Annotated in this window: 20 protein-coding genes and 1 rRNA gene; 13 read left to right on the plus strand and 8 right to left on the minus strand. The window is 41.4% G+C overall.

Annotated elements, in window-relative coordinates; genetic code table 11:
- The 6 genes from rrf to DFP82_RS12905 all read left to right on the plus strand — a co-directional run.
- Positions 1-89 (plus strand): 5S ribosomal RNA (rrf, locus tag DFP82_RS12880); the annotation flags it as partial.
- Positions 90-618: 529 nt separating this feature from the next.
- Positions 619-1,677, plus strand: coding sequence for a TRAP transporter substrate-binding protein (locus tag DFP82_RS12885; RefSeq protein WP_110924130.1), 1,059 nt, complete (start codon positions 619-621; stop codon positions 1,675-1,677).
- A gap of 17 nt (positions 1,678-1,694) precedes the next feature.
- Positions 1,695-2,222 carry a TRAP transporter small permease gene (locus DFP82_RS12890; RefSeq protein WP_110924131.1) on the plus strand — a complete coding sequence of 176 codons (528 nt, stop codon included), beginning with the start codon at positions 1,695-1,697 and terminating at the stop codon, positions 2,220-2,222.
- Complete coding sequence (locus tag DFP82_RS12895) at positions 2,219-3,508, plus strand: TRAP transporter large permease (protein WP_110924132.1); 1,290 nt, start codon at positions 2,219-2,221, stop codon at positions 3,506-3,508. Before DFP82_RS12890 ends, DFP82_RS12895 begins: the two co-directional genes overlap by 4 nt.
- Positions 3,509-3,935: 427 nt before the next feature.
- Positions 3,936-4,985 carry a 5'-nucleotidase gene (locus DFP82_RS12900; RefSeq protein WP_110924133.1) on the plus strand — a complete coding sequence of 350 codons (1,050 nt, stop codon included), beginning with the start codon at positions 3,936-3,938 and terminating at the stop codon, positions 4,983-4,985.
- A 40-nt stretch (positions 4,986-5,025) separates the two neighbouring features.
- Complete coding sequence (locus DFP82_RS12905) at positions 5,026-5,628, plus strand: rhomboid family intramembrane serine protease (protein ID WP_110924134.1); 603 nt, start codon at positions 5,026-5,028, stop codon at positions 5,626-5,628.
- A 113-nt stretch (positions 5,629-5,741) separates the two neighbouring features.
- Here the strand turns inward: DFP82_RS12905 and DFP82_RS12910 are convergent, their stop codons facing one another.
- The 3 genes from DFP82_RS12910 to DFP82_RS12920 form a co-directional block, all read right to left on the minus strand.
- A complete protein-coding gene (locus DFP82_RS12910; RefSeq protein WP_110924135.1) occupies positions 5,742-6,290 on the minus strand; it encodes a hypothetical protein in 549 nt (182 codons plus the stop codon).
- A 154-nt stretch (positions 6,291-6,444) separates the two neighbouring features.
- Positions 6,445-8,313 (minus strand): sodium:solute symporter family protein, encoded by a 1,869-nt coding sequence (locus DFP82_RS12915; RefSeq protein ID WP_110924136.1) that lies wholly within the window; start codon positions 8,311-8,313, stop codon positions 6,445-6,447.
- Positions 8,314-8,317: 4 nt separating this feature from the next.
- The gene (locus DFP82_RS12920; protein ID WP_110924137.1) at positions 8,318-8,578 is read right to left on the minus strand and encodes a DUF4212 domain-containing protein; all 261 of its coding nucleotides are present in this window, start codon (positions 8,576-8,578) and stop codon (positions 8,318-8,320) included.
- Between the two features lie 896 nt (positions 8,579-9,474).
- Between DFP82_RS12920 and DFP82_RS12925 the strand changes: the two genes are divergently transcribed.
- Complete coding sequence (locus DFP82_RS12925) at positions 9,475-10,971, plus strand: alanine/glycine:cation symporter family protein (protein WP_110924138.1); 1,497 nt, start codon at positions 9,475-9,477, stop codon at positions 10,969-10,971.
- A 223-nt stretch (positions 10,972-11,194) separates the two neighbouring features.
- Here the strand turns inward: DFP82_RS12925 and DFP82_RS12930 are convergent, their stop codons facing one another.
- Positions 11,195-12,832 carry an electron transfer flavoprotein-ubiquinone oxidoreductase gene (locus DFP82_RS12930; RefSeq protein ID WP_110924209.1) on the minus strand — a complete coding sequence of 546 codons (1,638 nt, stop codon included), beginning with the start codon at positions 12,830-12,832 and terminating at the stop codon, positions 11,195-11,197.
- Between the two features lie 640 nt (positions 12,833-13,472).
- On the opposite strand from DFP82_RS12930, the gene DFP82_RS12935 reads away from it, so the two are divergent.
- From DFP82_RS12935 to DFP82_RS12950, 4 genes are all read left to right on the plus strand, one after another.
- Positions 13,473-14,222 carry a DUF1285 domain-containing protein gene (locus DFP82_RS12935; protein WP_110924139.1) on the plus strand — a complete coding sequence of 250 codons (750 nt, stop codon included), beginning with the start codon at positions 13,473-13,475 and terminating at the stop codon, positions 14,220-14,222.
- A gap of 253 nt (positions 14,223-14,475) precedes the next feature.
- The gene (gene murI / locus DFP82_RS12940; protein ID WP_110924210.1) at positions 14,476-15,462 is read left to right on the plus strand and encodes a glutamate racemase; all 987 of its coding nucleotides are present in this window, start codon (positions 14,476-14,478) and stop codon (positions 15,460-15,462) included.
- A gap of 163 nt (positions 15,463-15,625) precedes the next feature.
- Positions 15,626-16,624: a DUF4062 domain-containing protein gene (locus DFP82_RS12945; protein WP_110924140.1), complete on the plus strand. Its 999-nt coding sequence runs from the start codon at positions 15,626-15,628 to the stop codon at positions 16,622-16,624.
- 267 nt (positions 16,625-16,891) lie between these two features.
- A complete protein-coding gene (locus tag DFP82_RS12950; protein ID WP_110924141.1) occupies positions 16,892-17,191 on the plus strand; it encodes a hypothetical protein in 300 nt (99 codons plus the stop codon).
- A 109-nt stretch (positions 17,192-17,300) separates the two neighbouring features.
- Here DFP82_RS12950 and DFP82_RS12955 read toward each other — a convergent pair whose 3' ends face one another.
- The 4 genes from DFP82_RS12955 to msrA form a co-directional block, all read right to left on the minus strand.
- The gene (locus tag DFP82_RS12955) at positions 17,301-18,764 is read right to left on the minus strand and encodes a lytic murein transglycosylase (protein WP_110924142.1); all 1,464 of its coding nucleotides are present in this window, start codon (positions 18,762-18,764) and stop codon (positions 17,301-17,303) included.
- Between the two features lie 243 nt (positions 18,765-19,007).
- A complete protein-coding gene (locus DFP82_RS12960; protein ID WP_110924143.1) occupies positions 19,008-19,721 on the minus strand; it encodes a DUF1499 domain-containing protein in 714 nt (237 codons plus the stop codon).
- A gap of 51 nt (positions 19,722-19,772) precedes the next feature.
- Complete coding sequence (gene tmpT / locus DFP82_RS12965; RefSeq protein ID WP_110924144.1) at positions 19,773-20,447, minus strand: thiopurine S-methyltransferase; 675 nt, start codon at positions 20,445-20,447, stop codon at positions 19,773-19,775.
- 158 nt (positions 20,448-20,605) lie between these two features.
- The gene (gene msrA / locus DFP82_RS12970) at positions 20,606-21,127 is read right to left on the minus strand and encodes a peptide-methionine (S)-S-oxide reductase MsrA (RefSeq protein ID WP_110924145.1); all 522 of its coding nucleotides are present in this window, start codon (positions 21,125-21,127) and stop codon (positions 20,606-20,608) included.
- Positions 21,128-21,490: 363 nt separating this feature from the next.
- Between msrA and cmoA the strand changes: the two genes are divergently transcribed.
- Both cmoA and DFP82_RS12980 read left to right on the plus strand, forming a co-directional pair.
- On the plus strand, positions 21,491-22,276 hold the full coding sequence (cmoA, locus tag DFP82_RS12975; protein ID WP_110924146.1) for a carboxy-S-adenosyl-L-methionine synthase CmoA: 786 nt from the start codon (positions 21,491-21,493) through the stop codon (positions 22,274-22,276).
- A 31-nt stretch (positions 22,277-22,307) separates the two neighbouring features.
- Complete coding sequence (locus DFP82_RS12980) at positions 22,308-22,859, plus strand: hypothetical protein (protein ID WP_110924147.1); 552 nt, start codon at positions 22,308-22,310, stop codon at positions 22,857-22,859.
- Positions 22,860-22,893 lie beyond the last annotated feature (34 nt).

A 22,893-nucleotide genomic window follows, 5' to 3' on the forward strand; every position in this document is an offset into this window, starting at 1 on the left:
ACCTGATCCCTTCCCGAACTCAGAAGTGAAACATCGTTGCGCCAATGGTAGTGTGGATTCGTCCATGTGAGAGTAGGTCATCGTCAGCTCTCTATTCCTAGAAAACCCCCAACGCGTGAGCGTTGGGGGTTTTCTTTTGCCTATAGTTTGGGGAGCTAGCTGCTTTCTTAAATAATTAGTTTTTGGCTTGCTGTAATTAAATATCTAAAAATATTGTATAACGCTTCTTTTTAAGCTATTTCCTCAATTCAATAGACATTCCTCTAAATATATTACAAACGTCTAAATTTCGTCAAAAAATTTATGAATTTCTCCATATTAGTTGTAATATTTTCCCCTCCCTAATATAGCTTATTTCATTTTTATCATGGAGATACGTCCTATTTTTAGAGATTTCAGCCTACATAGATATTTGCACGGTTATTGAGTATATTGCAGGTTTTAATAAGCTAAAATGATTTGACTTATATCATTTTAGCTGTTAATTTTAAATGGTGTGTTTATTACAGGTTTATATAAATAACGTTTTAACTTTGTGGATAACTCGTTATTTTTTTAATCTAAAGTACTAAATATAAGCTCTACTCCTACTCTTATAATTATCAAAAGGAATTGATAATGAAATTAGCTCCTCTTCTTTCAATTGGTGCCTTAGCGGCTGCCAGTCTTTTAGGCTGTTCTAACCAATCTGCTGACACAACTGATGGCTCATCAGCCACCTCTCAAGAAACTACTGTACTACGCTTCTCACACTTTTGGCCCGCAACCTCATCTATTAGCACAGAGGTCTTTGAACCTTGGGCTAAAAAAATAGAGGCAGATTCTGATGGTCGTCTAAAAATAGAGTTGTATCCTTCTGCTGGTCTTGCCAAAGCAGATGTTACCTATGAATCTGCTGCTAAAGGCACGATAGATATTGGTTCACAAGCGCACGGCTATACCAATGGTCGTTTCCCTTTAACTCAAATTACTGAGCTCCCAGGATTGTCAAACTCAGCCAGCCAAATGGGCTGTATGCTGCAGACTCTTTATGATGATGGGACGCTCGCCAGTGAGTATGAAGACTCTCATTTGCTATTTATGTATGGTGGAGGCCCTGGTGCGCTTCATACAACAGATAAGCTGATTCGAACGCCTGCAGACATGAAGGGTATGCGTATCCGCCGTCCTTCTGCGGTGGCAGGTGACATCATTGAAAGCGCTGGTGCTTCACCAGTAGGTTTACCTGCGAACGATATGTATACCTCGTTACAGCGCGGAGTTGTCGATGGGTTGAGTTTTCCTTGGGAAGCGGTAACGGCATTTAAGATTGACGAGATTACCAAATATCATACCAATATTCCTTTTTATAGTTCGGCGCTGATGGTGACTATGAATAAAGACAAATACGATACTTTGCCTGATGATTTGAAGAAAGTCTTGGATGAAAACTCAGGAATGGCGCTTGCTAGCAAAGTTGGTGAAGTATTCGATAAGCATGATCAGATGGCCATTCAAGCTGCTAAAGACAAAGGTGATGAAATCATCGAAATTCCTGATCCACTAAATGATCCAGACTGGAAAGGACCGCTCGAAAAAGGAACACAAAAATATCTAAGTGATGTCAAAGCTTTGGGTCTAGATGCTGATGGTGTCTACGAAAAAGCAAAAGCCGCCAGTGCAGCCTGTAAGGTTTAATTCATTGGAGGTATCACATGGCATTTTTAGTCAAAATCAGCACCTTTATTTCTAGGCTATGCCAGTTCATCGGTGGCGTTAGTCTTATTATTCTTGTTCTTGTAACTATGCTAGATGTAACAGCTCGTTATATTTTCAAGCTCACTGGTGGTGAGTTTGGATTTACGGTCAAAGGTAGCGTGGAAATTGTGTCGTATTTCATGTTATTTGCTTTGCTTGCTGCCTTTGCTGCTTTTGTGGAACGCTCACAAATCATTGTCGATGTCTTCACTCAAAAAATGTCAAAAGCTGTTAAAGGCTACATGATGGGCACTTTTATGATGGGTTTCTTCATCATCGGTATTGTGTTTACATGGGGACTTTATGAGAGTGCTTTTGATGCGATAGAGTATGGCAAAGTCACTCAAGATCTTCGAATATCTATGATGCCCATTTACGCCATCAGTGCCTTTTTAAGCATACTACTTGCCATTCGATCATTAATCGAATCCATTAATATCTTTAAAACAGGCGAGTTCTTTGATGCTGAGGAGACAGGGGCATGAGTCCAGAAATTATTGGCGCCATTGGTTTGTTGTGCATGATTGCGATGGTCATGCTGCGTGTTCCTGTTGCGCTCGCTATGCTAGGTGTTGGTTTGGTTGGCTTCGGTGCGGTGACAGCACCGATTGGTGCCGTACAGATGCTGAAGGATTTACCAGTTGATGTTTTAGCAAAATATGATTTTAGTGCCATTCCTTTATTCATACTGATGGGTGTTTTTGCTTCTCATTCGGGTATGGCAGGAAAGTTGTTTGATGCAACTCGCACAATATTTGGTGGAGTGAGGGGGAGTCTGGGTATTGCTGGTATAGGCTCGTCCGGTATCTTTGCTTCAATCTCAGGGTCATCATTGGCGACCGCGTCTACCATGACCAAAGTTGCGTTGCCACAAATGGAAAAGTACGGTTATCAACCTGGTTTTGCTTGTGGCATTTTAGCAGCAGGTGGTACGTTAGGTATTATGATCCCGCCCAGCATTGCGCTACTGGTCTATGCCATCCTAACTCAGCAGTCTGTCGGTGATATGTTTATTGCTGGCTTTTTACCTGGTATGTTAGGGATGGTGATGTACTCAATCACTGTCATGGTTATGGTACGCTGGAAGCCGCATTTAGCGCGTCGCGGTGAGCCTACTTCGTTAAAAGCCAAGTTGCTCTCGCTAACGGGACTCATACCATTTAGCTTTATTTTTATTGTCATTATCGCTGGCATTTTCTTTGGGTTATTTACCCCAACAGAAGGAGCAGCCGTCGGGGCATTTGTCTCTTGGGCTTATGCTTTTGTCAAAGGTATGCGTTTAGATGGTTTAAAGCAGTCATTGATTGAGACGCTCGCATTGTCAGCAGTGGTGTTTTTTATGCTACTGGGTGCAGAAGCTTTGGGTTACTTTATCTCTGTATCACGCTTGTCCTATACACTAGCAACTTGGATTGGTACGTTAGATGTCAGCCCAATGATTGTACTGATCTGTATCTTAATCATGTACTTCCTCTTAGGGTTGTTCATGGATGCTTTAGCAATGTTAGTAATCACTATTCCAGTGGTATATCCAATCATTGTGGCGTTAGGGTTTGATCCAGTGTGGTTTGGTATCATCGCTGTATTGACAGTAGAGCTTGGACTGATTACGCCACCGATGGGGATGAATATCTTTGTGATTAAGGCAATGGCACCGCATATTAAGCTATCTGATATGTTCCGCGGGGTCGCGCCATTCATTGTCTCTGATCTGATTCGACTGGTTATTTTGGTTGCTTTCCCAGCGATATCTTTGGTGTTGCTAACGTAAGCTATACTGGTAAAAGTAAGTTTAAAAAATCACAGCTTATAGTTCATCTAAAGTTTCCACTAGTAAAGCCATATTGTTTTCATAGCAATATGGTTTTTTTATGATCAAAGAAAAAGTTGGCGTCATTATTCTATTATTAACTTATCCTCCATAAAGTCACACTATGAGACACTTTATAAATGGTAATTTTGAGTGCTCGAAGGTGAGTTTTTTATTAGCGTAGATTATATAGTCGATTCAGTTTGAAAGTAGTACAAGGCAAATGAGTGTAGATGTCATAGGTGATACTTCAAGCGAGGTTAACGCTGTCATACTTTTATAGTGGAATGACTATAGGTAGATAATTTTTCTTATTATTCTAAGAGCTTGTGAATGTAGTAAACTGGATGGCACTTCTGAATAAATAGTTTGATAAGTAGAGAAAATAATGGCAATTGATTTTAGTAACACGCTTATAGTTGCGATTTCTGCAACCGCACTTTTTGATTTAACGGAATCAGAAAATTATTTATTAGAGTTATTAGAGCAGCGCCCGATAAGCGCTATCAAAGAGTTTCGTGACTACATGACCGAGCGTGAAAATGATCCTTTAGATATTGGCGCTGGATATCCACTAATCAAAGCATTGCTGAATCTCAACCATTATTGTAATAATAGTATGCAAGATATAGAGACCGATGCGCCTTTAGTAGAAGTGGTCATTGTCTCAAAAAGTAGTCCAGACACTGGTATTCAGGTACTCAATGCCATTCTTGCAGATGGTATTAATATTTCACGCTCAGCATTTATTTCAGGTAGCCTTGTTGCGCCTTACATAAAAGATTTCAATGTCGATTTATTTCTGACTACCAATCGTGAGGATGCGCAGCAAGTTGCCGATGCCAATATTTGTGCTTGTGCGATACTGGATGCGACCCCTGTTAATACTTATGAATTAGATACTGAGCAATTACGTATTGCCTTTGATGGCGATGCAGTGTTGTTTGATGATTCAGGAGAGTTGCTCTATAAACAAAAAGGTCTGCGTGCTTTTCATGATCGTGAAGCACAGATGCGTGACTTGCCGATTGAAAAAGGGCCTTATGCTGAGCTGTTAATCAAGCTATCGAGCCTGCAAGAGCGTCTGCCAGCTGGTCTGAAATTGTCTCCAATAAAGATTGCTTTAGTCACTGCTCGTAATGCACCTGCTGATTTGCGTGCTATTAAGACGCTACGAGAGTGGGGCGTAAACGTGGATATGGCGTTCTTCTTAGGAGGGTTGGAGAAAACAGCAGTCCTGAGAACGTTTGCACCACATATCTTTTTTGATGACTCAATCAAACATATCGATGCGGCACGCAGCTTCATTCCTACTGCTTTGGTTCCTTACCACTCGACGTCACTATTACATGGTGATAGCTATTTAACGGTTGATAAAGATGCTGCATTATTGTCATTTAAACCAGTAGAGCACCCACTATTTGCTATAAATCCGTAAGAAATGCTTGAAGCAATTAACCCAAAGGATAAAAAATAATATGAACTGGCGGCAATTATTTACCTTGTTCGTAGCTCGAATCAAGCAAGTTTTTGGTTTATATGCTTTTGTACTAATACCCATGTGGGGAATGTTTTTTCTGAATGAAGTGGCATTATTTGGACTGTGGAATATTTTTGGTATTGTGCCACGTGCCCTAGATGTGGGCAGCATGATAGGCGTTTTTGCGTCATGGACGATGCATGGTAGTTATTCACATTTACTTGGCAACACGGTAACGTTATTACAAATTTTATTTTTATTCGGGTTGTTTGAAAAAAACGCCTATCGAACGATACTTAAATTGGTCGTAGCTTCTGGGTTAGTCACTTGGGTTATCGGTTCGCCATCTTCCATCCATATTGGAGCTTCAGGGTTGTGTTTTGCGATGCTCGGTTACATGATAGGAGGGGCTGTATTTGCACGGCGCTGGGGTTATCTATTGGCTTGTATCGTTATGGGGGCCGGGTATTGGCTCACTATCAAAGAGGGCTTGATGCCGCAAGAAGGTATTTCCTTTGCCGCGCATTTCGGTGGTTTATGTGCGGGGCTGCTGCTAGGAGCTAATTCTAAGCATACTTATGCGCCAAGGTCTCGTCAATGAAAAGCAAAGTAAATAAGGCGGTAATCTAGATTTTTTATTCATCTAAAATACCGCCTTATCATCGTATATCTTTTTGAAAAATGTACTGCTAATGGATTTACTGTCTTAATTCGTTAGCTTTGTTTATCAGTGCAAATGCTGATAAATAATGGATCATCTGTGGCTAAATCTCGCCATGCGGTCGTTTGCTTTACATGTTCATCAATTGATAGTGTATTGCCTTTCTCAGGTATAACGTAGTCTGCACGTGCAGGAATACTGCAATCGATAACTTGAGGAACTTTCTCTATACTTCTTCGTCTTTCAAATAAATACAAATTGAATAAATGTATATCTGGATTATCTACTTGTACACTAGCGTTTCCAATATCTGCAGCGATAAACCGTAATATGTGCGGCTTAGCGTAAGACCATGGACGGAACCACTCCGTGCTTTCTGCTGTTTTGACGACTTCTACGCCTTCTGGTAGCTTTTCAACTTGTTGACCATACCAGCTGTACTCTTGGTTTATTTGAAATGCAAACATACCAATAGCAGCAAATAAGGGAATCAGCCATTTAGGAGCGCGTTTGCCTGCCAGTTTGCTGAGGTGAGTTATGATAAGTGCTATTCCAGCCATACCAAATGCGGCAGCGATGGTAGCGATAAACTCAAAAAGCATAAAATATTCCTTAATGCGTTAGATGTGTTTAATTGAACCTATTGGATAAATTAAAAATCTAGTTATTATAGCTATAGAATAAAAAAATCACCCACAAGCAATTACTGCCTGTGAGTGATATATAGTAACAGAAGATATATCCTCAGTTGTGAGCTTAGTGGTCGACTGCACCGCCAGCGCCACGTGGAGAACGTACGCTCTCAACCAACTCTTGGATATGTGCTGGTGGTGGCGCAGTAGCATAAGATACAGCGAATGCTACGATGAAGTTAAGCAATGCACCAACTGCACCAAATGATAATGGTGAGATACCAAATAACCAGTACTCTTCAGTATCAGGGAAGTTAGCAGTACCGCTGATGAAGAACCAACCTTTGAACATAAAGATATAGACAAGAACGACTATTAAACCAGTCAACATACCTGCAATAGCACCAAGATTGTTGATGCGTTTAGAGAAAATACCCATCATCAATACAGGGAACAATGAAGAGGCAGCAATACCGAAGGCCAGTGCTACGACCTGTGCGGCAAACCCTGGTGGATTCATACCTAAGTAAGTCGCTACTACAATTGCCACACCCATAGTGATACGAGCATACTTCAACTCTTGTGCATCAGTAATATTTGGGTTTAAGTTACCTTTGATTAAGTCATGACTGATGGCTGATGAAATTGCGAGCAGTAGACCTGCAGCTGTTGATAGTGCGGCTGCCAAACCACCTGCAGCGATAAGACCAATAACCCATGGTGGAAGCTGTGCAATCTCTGGATTCGCTAGAACTAAGATATCAGCGTTAACATCAAGCTCGTTACCTGCCCATCCAGCGTCAGCAAAACGACCATCAAGCTCTGCATCATGTGCAATACGAGCGGTTTCTACTGCTGCAGTTGCTGCAGCAACATCGCCACCGTCAGCTTGAGCAGTATTAAGGGCGATCTGAGCGGCACCAAGTCCACTGTCGCTATATAATTGGATACGACCATCATTATTTAGATCGTTATACTTTATAAGACCTGTCTCTTCCCAAGTTTTCATCCAATCAGGACGATCATCATTAAGAATAGGTTGGTTTTCAACACCTTGTGGATAGATAGTATCTACTAAGTTTAAGCGCGCCATAGCACCTACTGCTGGAGCAGTGAAGTACAATAGTGAGATAAATACTAACGTCCAACCAGCAGTCCAACGAGCATCAGCGACTTTAGGTACAGTGAAAAAGCGAATGATAACGTGTGGTAGACCTGCTGTACCGATCATAAGCGTCAAGGTAAACAGTACCATGTTGAGCTTGTTAGGTACGTCAGCAGTATACGAAGAAAAACCTAAGTCAGTAACGACTTGATTCAGCTTGGTCAAAATAGGCACACCTGATTCGACATGGTTTGAGAACAAACCTAAACCTGGAATCGGGTTACCTGTCAACTCAAGTGAAATAAAGACGGCAGGGATAGTATAGGCAATCATTAGAACCACATACTGGGCAACCTGCGTATAGGTAATCCCTTTCATACCACCAAGTACAGCATAAAAGAAGACAACAATAGCAGCGATAACAAGACCAGTACTGCTCTCAACTTCTAAGAAGCGCGAGAATGCAACACCAGCACCGGTCATCTGACCGATAACGTAAGTGGTCGATGCAGTAATCAAACAGACCACAGCAATCATAGCAGCCGTTTTTGAGTAAAAACGATCGCCGATAAAGTCCGGAACCGTGAACTTACCAAATTTACGCAAGTAAGGTGCTAAAAGCATCGCTAGTAGAACGTAACCGCCGGTCCAACCCATCAAATAGGTAGAAGCGCCATAACCACCAGCAGCAATCAGACCTGCCATTGAGATAAATGACGCCGCACTCATCCAGTCAGCAGCGGTTGCCATACCGTTAACAACCGGATGGACACCACCGCCAGCAACATAAAATTCACTGGTTGAACCAGCACGAGCCCAAATCGCAATACCGAAGTATAGTGCGAAAGATAGGCCCACAAAAATAAGATTAATTACAAATTGACTCATGGGGCTATTCCTCGTCTACGCCATATTGTTTATCTAACTTATTCATACGCCAAGCGTAAAAGAAAATTAGGATGATAAAAATACCAATAGATCCTTGCTGAGCAAACCAAAAGCCCAGATCAGTACCACCGATTTTGATACCAGCTAACAATGGACGAAACAAAATACCAAAGCCGTACGAGCATAGTACCCAAACGACCAGGCAACCTTGAATGAGACGAATATTGGCTTTCCAATATCCAGATGAATCGCTGTGGTTCTCCATAGGACAACTCCTTTTGTCTTACCTAAAATGTTATTGTCGGTCTAATTTTACTAAATCGTGATGGTTTCACATTTATCGATTACCGCGATATTATATCTATGGCAACAATTTGCTTGATAGACTGCAAATCCAAAATTATTTAATAGTGTTACTAAAAAAGTACCAACAACATGAGAAAGGTTTTGGCTATTTTTTATTACTTAAATGGTCATAAAAAATAGATACGTACTGTGCCAAACAGTGGGAAACGCAATACGTAACAGCATATTTTTACTGAAAGCTGATTGCCAAAAGTGATAAATGAATGCTTCAGTATTGCATCGGTCACTTTTATTAAAAATGTTGTATAGGAATAATAGGGCTTATCGAGGAAGAGAGAGAGGGAGGGAGTAGGACAATCCACTGTCTTTTTTGCAATCTTGTCTTCCTGACAAGGGCCTGAACATTTTTAATGTTCCAAAAATTCATGTTGACCAGTAAATATTACATCAACATGAATGTCTAAAATGCATTTTGCCCGTACTAAATAGAAGTAATGGCAATAATTGAGTGTGCATTTAAGATATCTATATAGCATCTAATATTGGTATATATCCTCTCAATAGTTAAAATCGCAGGGATGATACAACAATAGTTTAATAAATACTGCTAAATTGTTACTCAATACATTCTATAGTATATCAAGTGTAAGTAACATTTATTTAATAAATATATTATCAGAATTAATAACTAAATGTGATAATCGTTAATCACTCAATGTCTATATCATGCACATGATATTTTGGTATCGAATGTTTTGAGCAAGATGCTTTAGTGTCCTGCATTGGTCGAAATATGATACCGGTACTACTCTTAGAGAAAGTCTATAAAGTGTTAATCGTTAATGAGGAGTCCGTATGAATGACGGAATAGCAGGTTGGTTTAATAGCATCGTAAATTATGGTGTCAGCATTATTTGGGGTAACAATGATTGGTTGATTGCCAGTAACCCTTGGTATGGATTATTAGTGTTCGTACTGATTGGCGCAGGTCTTTACTTTACCATTATTACACGCTTTATTCAGTTTCGTCATTTTGGCCATATGTGGAAGCTATTACGCGTTTCCAATCAAGGGCGTAAAGATGGCGGTATTAGCTCGTTTGAAGCATTGATGACATCATTAGCAGCGCGCGTCGGCACAGGTAACTTAGCAGGGGTAGCCATTGCGATTTATCTTGGTGGTCCAGGTGCTGTGTTTTGGATGTGGATGACTGCAATCGTCGGTATGTCGACGAGCTTCATTGAGTCAACGCTCGCTCAAGCATACAAAGTACCGCACAATGACAATGTCTATCGTGGTGGACCGGCTTACTATATTGAAAAAGGTCTGGGTAAACGCTGGTTGGCTATATTTTTCTCATTATGTCTATTGGTGGCTTTTGGTTTGGCGTTCAACGGTGTACAGTCAAATACCATCGCACAGGCAACGCATGAAGCCTTCGGTATTCCAACGTGGATGACAGGCTTGATACTAGTAATCTTAGTAGCGCCAGTGGTATTCGGTGGCTTGCGTTCGGTTGCTCGTATCGCGGGTAAAATCGTACCAGTCATGGCTATTTTGTATGTGTTATTGGCCTTATATATTATCGTTACCAACTTTAGCCAGTTCCCAGCAGCGATTGCTTTGATTGTAAAATCAGCATTTGGTTTTGAGCAAGCAGCAGGTGGTGTGATTGGTTATGGTATTGCTCAGGCAATGATTAATGGTATCAAACGTGGCTTATTCTCTAACGAAGCCGGTATGGGTTCAGCACCTAATGCGGCAGCAACTGCAAAAAGCCATCCTGACCATCCCGCAGTACAAGGCTTCATGCAAATGCTAGGTGTATTCATGGATACGCTCATCATCTGTACAGCAACTGCGTCGATTATCATATTATCTGGTGTGGTCGATCCAAATGTTGAACAAGAAGGTATTCAGCTGACTCAGCTAGCACTATCACAGTATGTGGGTGACTTAGGTGTGGTGTTCGTTGCCATCGCTATTTTCTTCTTTTCGTTCACTTCTATCATCGCCAACTATAGCTATGGTGAGTCGAATCTTGAGTTTATCTCTGGTGCCAAAAACGCCAAGGTGATGATCATGGTTTTCCGCTTCATGGTATTGGGTATGGTGTTCATTGGTGCCGTTGCTAGCTTACCTGCTATTTGGAATTTCGCCGATTTATCAATGGGTCTGATGGCATTGGTTAACTTGGTGGCTATTGTCATGCTATCTCCAGTGGCGCTTAGAATTTTACGTGATTATGAACGTCAAATAAAAGAGGGCAAAACAGGAGATCAAATCAAGTTTAACCCTGATGATTTCGTGAAGCTGAAAGATGAAGCCAATCGTGATGCATGGACAGATTAATTTTGATGATTAAATGAAGTCCTTAAGTACAAAAAACCGCCCTTTCTGTATATAGAAAGGGCGGTTTTTTATTGAACTGCTATTACGCTATAGTCGATTCAATTTAAAAGTAGTACAAGGCAACCGAATGTAGATGTATATGTGATACTTCAAGCGAGGTTAACGCTGTAATATTTTTATAGTGGAATGACTATATTGGAGCAATAACTACTCCAATCATCGATTACATGTTTGGATAGTTAGGGCCACCGCCACCTTCTGGCGTTACCCAAGTGATGTTTTGCGAAGGATCTTTGATATCGCACGTTTTGCAATGTACACAGTTTTGTGCATTGATAACAAACTTAGCACCTTCAGCATTTTTAACCACTTCATAAACACCGGCTGGGCAATATAAACGCGCAGGCTCTGCATATAAAGGTAAGTTAATTGAGACAGGAACCGTTGGATCGGTCAGTTTCAAATGCGTAGGCTGATCTTCAGCATGGTTGGTATTAGAGATAAACACTGACGACAATTTATCAAAGACCAGCTTGCCATCAGGCTTGAGGTAAGTTGGCTGATAAGCATGAGCAGCACGTTCAAGCTGATCATAGTCATGTAGATTGTCATGTAAGGTAAATGGCATTTTACCCTTTAATAGATTGTGCTCAATAAAGGTAAAAGCACCGCCCATAAACAGACCCATGCGATGTATCGCAGGCGAGAAGTTACGTGACTCATAGTTATCTTGATATAACCATGACTCTTTATACATGGTTGTATAAGCAACGACTTCGTCATGCTGACGGTCAGCTTGTAAGGCTTCAAAGATAGCTTCAGCTGCGAGCATACCTGATTTCATCGAGGTATGAGTCCCTTTGATTTTGGCAGGGTTCAAGAAGCCAGCATCATCACCGACCAAAACACCACCTGGGAAGGTGAATTTCGGTAGTGAATTTAGACCACCTTTGGTCAATGCACGTGCACCGTAAGAGATGCGTTTACCGCCTTCCAGTACGTTTTTAATGACAGGATGCGTTTTCAAACGCTGCATCTCATCAAATGGCGACATATATGGGTTGTGGTAAGACAAGTCAGCGACAAGACCAAAGCTGACTTGGTTGTTTTCATCAAAGTACAACCACCAGCCACCAGTAGAACCCGTTTCGGTTAATGGCCAACCAAGACCATGCATCACTACGCCTTGCTCATGTTTTTCAGGCACAACGTCCCACAGCTCTTTTAAGCCAAGACCGTAATGCTGAGGATCTGAGTCTTTATCAAGATCAAAGCGGCTGATCAAGCGTTTACCTAGGTGACCGCGGCTACCTTCAGCAAAGATAGTATATTTGGCAAGCAGCTCGTAACCAGGCTCAAAGCTTGGCTTGGCTTCGCCATTAGCCGCCACGCCCATATCACCCGTTAAGACACCGCGTACAGAGCCATCGTCATTATATAAAATGTCATCGGCAGGGAAGCCTGGGAACATCATGACTTCTAGCTCTTCTGCTTGTACGGCCAACCAACGAACCACATTACCCAAGGAGACAATATAGTTGCCGTCATTGTGCATCGGTCCTGGAATCAGAGAATCAGGCACTTTAGTAGAGCGTGTGGCTGAGTTTAGATAGTAGAAGCGATCTTCGGTCGCTGGCACGTTAAGCGGTGCGCCTTTTTCTTTCCAATCTGGAATTAGCTCGTTCAACGCACGTGGTTCGATGACCGCGCCAGATAAGGTATGAGCACCAAATTCAGAGCCTTTCTCGACCACACAAACCATAAATTCATCATTGCCAGCTGCAATAGCAAGTTGACGTAGACGAATAGCGGCAGAGAGACCAGCAGGTCCACCACCGACGATGATGACATCGAACTCCATTGATTCACGTTCGATTTCAGGCTCTGCCGCTACAGGTTCTACGACTGGCTCTGGTGCTTTTTCGATAATAACTTCTTCAGCAAGTTGCTCTTCCACCGCGACGTCTTCAACTGCCACTTCTTGAGTCGCAACTTCTGGCTCTGCTTTGTTCAGGTTTGCTGTTTCCGGCTTATCAGTGTTCACAGTATTACCGTCGATGATTGCTTCTTGATTGTTTGGCTCTTGCATACCTACTCCTAAACTTTTAGTGGCTTATCTCAGGGCATCATTAGCTTAACAATTGAATAATAGAGTTGCGGCGCTAACGTTACTCAGACATATGGCTGCCCGATAAAAACTGTCTTTGCGGCATCAATTGATCACGCTGCTATTGAGATCAATTTATTTAAAGATATCAACACATAACGTAAAATGTGTCATTAACACAATAGCCACTTGATCGTTTTAATAAAAATAAAAAATCGTTACTCATTATAAAAGAAAAGTCCTATAAACACGATACGCATTTATGAGTATAGGTGTTAAGGTAATATCGAGTTAATGAGTGGTTTATGATGACGTGGTCTCATCATACCCGAAACTAAAATTTATAGTAATAACAGATTTGCCAAACTTTGAATACTAGGTAAAGGATTATACAATGAATAATGATAATAATAGTGCTGCTAGTAATCGTAAAAATGGTGCTGAAGTCCCTGATAACGTGTCACCCGACCTAAATAACATGGATGCGCTTAGCCTGTATTTGAAGTCTAGTGCAGGCTCACGCAAGGGTCGTGCAATACCACCACTAGAGAACTGGCATCCTGATAATGTGGCTGATATGGATCTGGTCATAAAGGCAAATGGTGAGTGGTGGCATGAAGGTGATGAAATGACTAGAGAGTCATTAGTCAGCTTGTTTGCGACTATATTGTGGAAAGAAGAAAATGAGGGCATCACCGAGTACTTTTTGAAGACTCCTGTGCAAAAAATCCGCATTCAAGTGGAAGATGCGCCCTTCCTAATCAACGATGTCGGTATCGTCAATGAGGGCAATAAAAGTTGGTTAGAGTTTACGACCACAACAGGTGATGTGGTGCGTTTAGATGATGAGCATCAAATCATATTAAAGGCGTATAATGCTAAAGGTGATAATGCTAAAGGTCATAATGCAATCGACCGTATAACAGCTGATGTAGAGGTAGAGGCTGAAAGTTATCAGGGCAAAATACCCGAAACGCAAATACGTCCTTATATGCCCGTTAGAAATGGTTTGACCGCACTGATCGGTCGCAACACTTTCTATCATTTGACAGAAATCGGTGAACTGAAAGAGCAAGATGGTAAGGTAATATTAACCTTACAAAGTGGCGGCAGCTCATATCAATTATCGATGCCAGCCGATTAACAACACTAGTAAATTACGCTACACTTAATAGATAGAATGATTTTTACCAACTAAAACACTGATAGCGGTATGATATAGTCGATTCAATTTAAAAGTAGTACAAGGCAACTGAGTGTAGATGTATATTAAATACTTCAAGCGAGGTTAACACAGTAATATTTTTATAGTGGAATGACCATATTTAAGTCAATCCGCGATTGAATAAGTAGTATAAAGATGACGACATGTGTATAAAAATGGCAGTAACGTAATCATGGATATTGCCGCAAGTAATACCCCGAATATAATCAAAGTACGCTCAGATGGCCTTAATAGTAACGGCTCTGAATGTATATCTAATGCTACTATTATTAAAACTGGCATTAATACTACTGTGCATAATAGAAGTCGAAATGCGCCAATTGGACTGTTTGATTCTGGTCTCGGGGGGCTGTCTGTCTATCTACATTTAGCGAAGCAGTTACCTACTGAGCGTTATGTTTATTATGCTGATACGCTGAATGTGCCTTATGGTAATCGTGACAGTGCAGATATCGAAGCGCTAACGTTGACGGCAGTAGAGTGGTTGTATCAGCAAGGCTGTAAGCTTATCGTCATTGCGTGCAACAGTGCCTCAGCTTATGCATTGGAGACAGCACGGCGTTATTATCCACAGTTACCTATCGTTGGTTTAGTCCCTGCCTTGAAGCCAGCAGTGCTCGCCAGTAAAAGTGGCCGTGTTGCAGTATTAGCGACCAAGGCGACTTTGAATGGTACGTTGTTGAATGATGTTATCAATAACGTCGCAAAACCCAACCATACTATCGTTACCAAGTATTTTGATCCGCAATTGGTACCTTGGGTAGAGGCTGGGATGCCAGAGGATAGCGAAACGGCGCTAAATTTGCGCCAGCAGCTACAAGTGTTTGCAAATGATGGTATTGACCAGTTGGTGCTAGGTTGTACGCATTATCCGTTTTTTAAAGCATTCTTATTAGATGAGATTGCTCAGCAGCAGTTATCGATGCAGGTGGTTGACTCTGGACAAGCAATAGCCGAGCGCGTCAAACAGCTATTGGTCATAAACCAGCTGTCAGCGTCAACTGAGAGTAAGTCAAATGCTCTAGATGCCATTGGTGGCTCAGATATTAATCTGCGGTCGCCATTGGTTTTTTATGCGACTAAATATGATGACAAACTGGATGTTTTGATTACGCGGTTGCTTGGCAGCGAAGTCGTATTACAATATTATGCTAAGTAAGGGCGACTGATACTGCTTATATAAAGCCCATAATCATACTTATATCATTAAAATAAATTGAACCCAATTTTTATAAGACTGTGCTAGTCTGTGCAAAACAAGATATTTGTGCTCTCTTTTATATCATATTCTTTTATATCATGACCTGATTTTAGAGGTGATTGTGCCAAACCGTCGCTACCATATTCATATCATATGCGCTGATAATGACCAGTTGTTGGTCTTAGACAGCTTAGCGATATTTTTTCAGCCGTTTGCATTTTTGACCTATGATGTGTCGAGCCAATTACCGACAGCCTCTTTATATGGTCGACAATGTATCGATTCCTGCGATTATGTGGCGATGATCATTGGAGACAGCTACGGTACGGTACAAAGAACAGGCGTCAGTCAAATGCATTTGAGCTATTTGAATGCTAAAGCCAAAAGTAAACCCTTATTTGTGTTAGTCAAAAACCATCCTCAAGATGCGCTCATTAGCCGTCAACTACAAGAGTTCATTAAGTTGGTGACTAGGCAAGACAATCAACTATATTATTATGATACAGAAGCTGACATCGAAAAACTGATCGCAAAAGCTTACGACAATATCATGGTTGATCATAAGGTGACTGGCGGCTGGGTAAGGGCTAATGAGGAAACCATCAAGTTCAGCAACCAATCAGTGGCTGAAAGATTTGCAGATATACTATCTACCAATAAAACTGATAAGAAAGACAGTCCTGTCGATGAAGCCTTTGCGGCGGATAGCGTGAGCCAACCAATTGTATTGACAGAAGCGATAGAGATTCAGTATAGCGCCCAAGCTTATGAAGGTGGTAATTTAACAGATGTGACCAGACCGCTCGCGTTGACATGGGAGGAGATACTGGTCTCATTAATGAAAATCCCATCGAACTTTTCTAGCTATGGTTTGCAAAACACCATGAATCGCCTCATAGCATCAAAGGCCGAACAAGACGTCAAACAAGATATGCCCAATGTTCATGCTGTCTCGCGCTGCCAAATTTCTCAAGATGATTTAAATAAATTGCAGCGTCAACTGGTTGGTGCAAACTGGATACAGCTGACCACTTACGGTACTCGAGCTTCACAAGAGCTTTGGAAATTGACCTTTTATGCAAAGAATCTGTGGAAAAACTCGGATTCTCAGTCGCAATGATAAATATACCTTTTTAGTAGCAATTATTATTAGTACTTTTCACATCTCCTCAATTTTAAAATATCCATCATGCTCGATATTGTCAGTAATACATATGATTCTACGAATACGTTTTGTAATACAAAGCATACGAGCCAATGGTTGTGAATCCGTTCAAGACTGGTGATAATAAGACTGGTTAGATGTTTATGATGAACACATCGCTTATATTAAAATTACAAACGTATAGAACGTACAATGATATTGACCCATTAAGGAGAGCATATAATGAGTAACGATAAACGTGACGAACTAAGAAATGAATTAGATGGTTTAGAAAAAACGATGCATGACTCTGAACAGTTTCATACATTAGAAGAGCAAGTAGCAGATATGAAACGCCGCGGTATCGATCCAAGCCAAGCTTATAAAGATTTGGATAGAAAAGAACAAGACGAAGATTGGGGCGATGCAACTTGGAAAGAGAATGGCAAGTGGGAATCAAAAACCCCTGCTGATTTAGATGACAAAGCGCGTGAAAACTGGGATGGTGACAATGGTAAGCCAAATCCACCACCTATCGTTTAAGTTGTTATTCTAGCTTTCAAAAAGCTATATGGTTATTTGACAAAACCAAAAAAAGCCACGCTAATTATAGCGTGGCTTTTTTATGTGCTAAAGAACAGATTATTTAATCTTACGAACCTTCGTCAACACGGACGAGCTGAATAGTACCATCGTTACTAGTAACGCGGCGGTAGCGTGTATTGCCAGACGTTGATGATTGAGCAGCTGGTTGCGCCGAATAAGTGCTGTTAGGCGTGGTCGTTTGCTGTTGGATCAGTTGTCCCATACGATCAGCAGGGGCAGGGTTTAAAGGTCTGCTATTTGCAGGTTGGCCATACTGAGTTTGATTTGGCGCTGCATTACCAACGATTGCGCGATAGAATTTCTGTCCTGCGCGACCATCTGCTGGAAATATACCTTTACTAGATTGGTATTGCTGGATAGCAGTACGAGTATTATCACCAATAATGCCATCAACACCACCAATATCATAACCAGCATTTAATAGTGCTTGTTGAATGTCTTTTGCTTGTTGGCGGCTGATACCTGGGTCATCCGTTGGCCACGCTGTTGCAAAGTCGGTTTTGCTACTGTCTTCGCGGGTGATGAGGTCTGCTAAATGAGCGATTGCCAATGCGTAGTTTTCTGATGCATTGTATGAGTAAAATGTGTCAAAGTTTTTACCAACCAAAAATGCAGGGCCTTCAATACCAGCAGGTAATAATAATCCTGCGCTGCTTAAATCAGACGGTAGAGAGCCACCATTGGCAAGTGTTAGACCTTGACCACGCCAGTGGCTAATAGACTTTTTGTTTTTACGGTCAGACGCTGCCCAATAGCCATCAGGCAGTTTGACTTCATAACCCCAAGGCTCGCCTGAGCGGTAGCCGCGCTTACTCAAAAAGTTCGCAGTGGAGGCCAGTGCGTCAGGAACATTGTTAACTAAGTCACGGCGTCCATCACCATCAAAATCAACGGCCAGCTCTAAAAAAGTACTTGGCATAAACTGTGTCTGCCCAAAAGCACCTGCCCAAGATCCTGTCATATCACTTGGTGCGATATCACCATTTTGGACGATTTTTAGGGCATTTGCATACTCGCCTTGGAAGTAGCTCTGGCGGCGATCAAAGCAAGATAGGGTCGCTAAAGACTCAAACAGTGGCTTTTTGCCCAATGTCTGACCGAAGTTTGACTCTACGCCCCATACCCCTAATACATGCTCAGCTTTTACACCATAACGAGACTCTATTTGGCGTAGTGTGTCACTCCACTGGCGTTTGGCACGGATACCATCTTCTACGCGCTCTTTGTCCACTAGCACTGATAGATAATCCCACACGTCTTTTTGAAACTCAGGCTGATAGTTAAGAGACTGAATCACACTAGGATCAGGCTGGCTAGGACGGTAATTGTTAAAAGTAAAGCTGTCCACATCGCGGAATTTGCTAGAGTTTTTTAGACCATCTAAACATTGTTGGAATTCAGCATTTGATAAATCTGGGGCATCTGGTGCAGCCGCTTGGGCAGTGCTAGCAAAACTTAGCCCAACAGCGATGCTAAGTAGCGATAAATTAGAAAGTGAAGTCAAACGCATGAAAATATCCTATAAACATCGAAACGGTCATTGAAAAGTAAAACAAAGTAGGTAAAAGCAGTACTCACCTAGAGTAACCAATCTAAACAGTAAAGAAAAGGTATCGAAGGACTAAGATTGTGAATGGTTACTATAAATTGACGCTGGCGCAAGATTAGAAGAGGGTTTCTGATAAAAATATCGAGATGAATAGGGTGATAAAATCAGTACGGCTTCGGTCATTCACACCCTATCCAAACCTCATTATTTTGACAGTACACTATCCAACTCTTCAATCAACGCATGGATACGTGCCGCATTTTTACCCAAATCGCTTTTGCCAATTCGTGATTTACTGCGGATATCAACCAAGCGTTCGCTATCGTTGTCAGTCACACGAATGATGACATCATCTTTAAAGCCAAACCAAGCAGTCGTCTCTGTTGCTTCAACGATGCCTTTATCTGCATCAGTATTGACAAGCTCCCAACCTAAATTCTCAATGGCTTGTTTGGATGCTTCAACCAGTTCAGGCTTTGATTGAGAGTAGGTCAATGTCCGTAGTTCAGGATAGGCCGTGCGTTGTTGTTCAGCCGCTTCTGCACCTGCGTACTCTACTGGATTTGGCGCATCTGCACGTAGTGGCGCAATCGCGACAAACTGAGGTGGGTTCACTACATCGGTTGAAATATCATGAATTGGCGGCACGTTTTTAGCAGTAGTCATCATGCCGAGTGGAAGGGCGATAGCAATCGTAGAAAATATAACGGCTATTGCTGCGCTAGCAAGGCTGACCGTTTTACGTTTAAATATAACTTGAATCGCCAATAGTACGAGTGCCGCAATACCAACAACCAGACCAAATTTAAATCCTGTAAAGGCAGTGCCTAACTCTACAACCCCAAATCTATAAAGCGGTGCTGGTAGTGCAACCAGCAAAAATGCGATTAAACTTATCATGCTGACTAAAATTTTCATAAGAACGCTCCGTTATTTTTTAATAGCTGCTTAATTGCTATGCTCAGCATTTTATTTATTATTTAACTGCCAGACATGCTCTGTCACCGTTAATTTAGGTGTCGATCCTATAGAAGTAGGTTCGCCGGCGAGTTCGCTGATTTGATAATGCTGGCCGTAATACTGTTGTACTTGCTCATCGTCAATTGAAAAGGGTGGCCCATTTCTTTTACTCTGATCATAATTGAGCGTGATTAATAGTTGCGGTGCGTATCCTTGATCAGCATTATTAATAAGCTGTAGAACGTGCTCGCTATACTTCGCACGCATATCGGCTGGCAGGGCAATCAATGCCGCTTTATCATATACGGCATCGACGGGACCAATATCTTTAGGCGTCAGTGCAAAAATATTAGCGACCCATAAAGTAATAGTTTGTCCCGACAACTGACCTCGATAATATTTGAGAGTGGGAATAGTTGTATGCTCATGCATGGTGGGCACGATATCTTGTTCAGCGAAGAATTCCTGTACCGCTGTTTCTACTAATTCAACACCCACCACATCATAGCCTTGCGCTGCTAGCCAAACCATATCTATCGACTTGCCGCATAGAGGTACAAAGATGCAGCCACCAGCTGGCACGTTTAAATAGCTCATGTGTTTCATTAACAATGGATTTACCACAGACTGATTAAAGCCAATGCGTTTCTCCTGCCAGCGTGTTTGCCAAAATTCTGGATTCATGAGGTTAGCCTTTATTTTACGTTTGTTGCGATAGCGATTTAATGGATAGTACTGACAACATTAAAAAGCCAAACGCTTGCAATATAGGCGTTTGGCTTTTATCAGATATGTCGCTAGGCATTTATTCTAAACACATAAATGCTGATGTAATTCACTATTTAGCTTACCATGTACTGACTGAATTCTTTACGTAATTTCGCAAGCTTTGGCGGGATTGCAAAGTTGCAATAGCCTTGTCCTGGGTTTCTATTAAAGAAGTCTTGATGTGCTTCTTCAGCTTTGTAGAAATCAACGGCAGGATGTACTTCAGTGACCACGCTGACACCCATATCACGCAATTTATTAATGGTACGGTCGACAGTTGGTTTTTGATTTTCATCAGTGTAAAACACAACACTGCGGTACTGGCTACCGACATCATTGCCTTGACGATCCATCGTGGTGGGATCATGAGTCGCAAAGAAAGCATCTAAGATAACTTCTAACGGTACGATATTGTCATCAAATTCGACTTTGATCACTTCAACGTGTCCTGTCGTACCGCTACAGACATCTTCGTAATTAGCAGAGACAGCGTCACCGCCCATATAACCTGATACGACAGATTGCACGCCTTTTACTGATAAAAATACGGATTCGGTACACCAGAAGCAGCCACCGCCTAATATAATGGTTTGCATAATTTTTCCTATTATTATAGATATGAGTTAAGTGCTGTATTTGGTTGTGATGTTTTCATTTTTCAATGTTTCTTTTCAATGTCTCACTACCCTTAGCACTACTTATTCAGCTTAGCAGGCGAGCCAAACGCGATAAGTAACAAACAGTAATGTTATAATGGATTTTTGCTATAGGACATTCACTATAAACGAATTACAGCGTTAGCCTCGCTTGAAATATTTCATATATATCTGCACTCGGTTGCCTTGTACCTTTGTTAAATTGAATGACCTATACGTTGCTTTGTTCTCGCTTAATAATGACGAGCAAAATCGCCAAATATTTCCTAATGTAAGTTCTATTATCCAAAAACGAGTCGCACCATGAGCCAATCCAAGCCTACCATCAAACATGACACCCTATTTGACAAACCGTTTACCACACCGCTGGATAAAGCGTCGCGCTTTTCATTTGATGAGCAGGTAGTGGCTTGTTTTCCCGATATGATACGTCGCAGTGTGCCCGGTTATGGTCAAGTGCTCGCGATGCTTCCTATCTTTGCCCGTCGTCATTGTAAGTATCGACAGCAAAGTGAGAGTGGACAACGCGTCAGCCGTATTTATGATTTGGGTTGCTCACTTGGCGGGGCTACGATGGCGCTAGCAGGCGAATTTGAGGCGCAAGACTTGCAGATTAAGGCGATTGATATCTCACCGGCGATGACGACAGAGGCGACCACATTACTGAGTGAAAATTATTCTGAACACGATATCGAGGTGATTACTGCAGACATTCGCGATGTGGAGCTTGAGCCATGCGATATGGTAATTTTGAATTTAACCTTACAGTTTTTACCAGCTGCCGATAGAGTCGCAGTATTAGAGAAGATTTATGCGGCATTAAGTGAAGGCGGCATACTGGTACTGACTGAAAAAACCCACGCATTTGATGAGCAGTATGATGCATGGCTGGTTGAGCGTTATTATGACTTTAAACGTGCCAATGGTTATACTGAAATGGAAATCAGCGGCAAGCGCAATGCGTTAGAAAATGTCCTTATTACCGATACCTTAGACGAGCATCATGCACGGTTAAGTGATGTTGGTTTTAAGCGTCATCTGACATGGTTTCAGTTTTTGAATTTTGTTTCTGTGGTGGCGTTTAAATAGGATTTATTTTGGGAGCTAACAAGGCACTAATATGATTCCATCTATAGCTGAACAAAATATTCATCAAGTATTAACAAAAAAAATGAGCATACAATCATTTGAGCAATGGTTGTATGAAGATGATGTATTAGAGTCTAGCAGCCCTGATTTGTATCTTGAGCTGATTTCATTTGATTATAGTTCTGAAAATGGTTTTTATGATGGTTTTGCGAAATATGTCCATTTTTATAAATTTGAAGCTGACCGAATAACAGAATATCTACACTCAATTATCAATAAAGATGAAAGTTGTGGTAATGCGATTTGGGTGATGTACGAGTTATATTGTGACGGTTATGGGTTTCTCGGCAAGCTAGGAATTATATATGGGCTCTGCCTAGTAGACTACGAAACTTCGGAATCAAACCATAATATAGATAATATCTTAGATAAGTTATATCCCGAGATTATTGATGATGCTAAAAATGTCTTAAATTGGTTAGAAGAGGGTAAAATTGTTTTCAAGAGTCAGGACAATGGCTATGGTGTTTTTGAATATGAAGACTTTCGTAGTGAAGCGGAAATTCTACAAGGAAATGCGTAGTTCACAAGAACTTATATATCAAAACTTATCTTTC

It is taken from the genome of Psychrobacter fozii, from assembly GCF_003217155.1.
GTDB classification, from domain to species: domain Bacteria; phylum Pseudomonadota; class Gammaproteobacteria; order Pseudomonadales; family Moraxellaceae; genus Psychrobacter; species Psychrobacter fozii.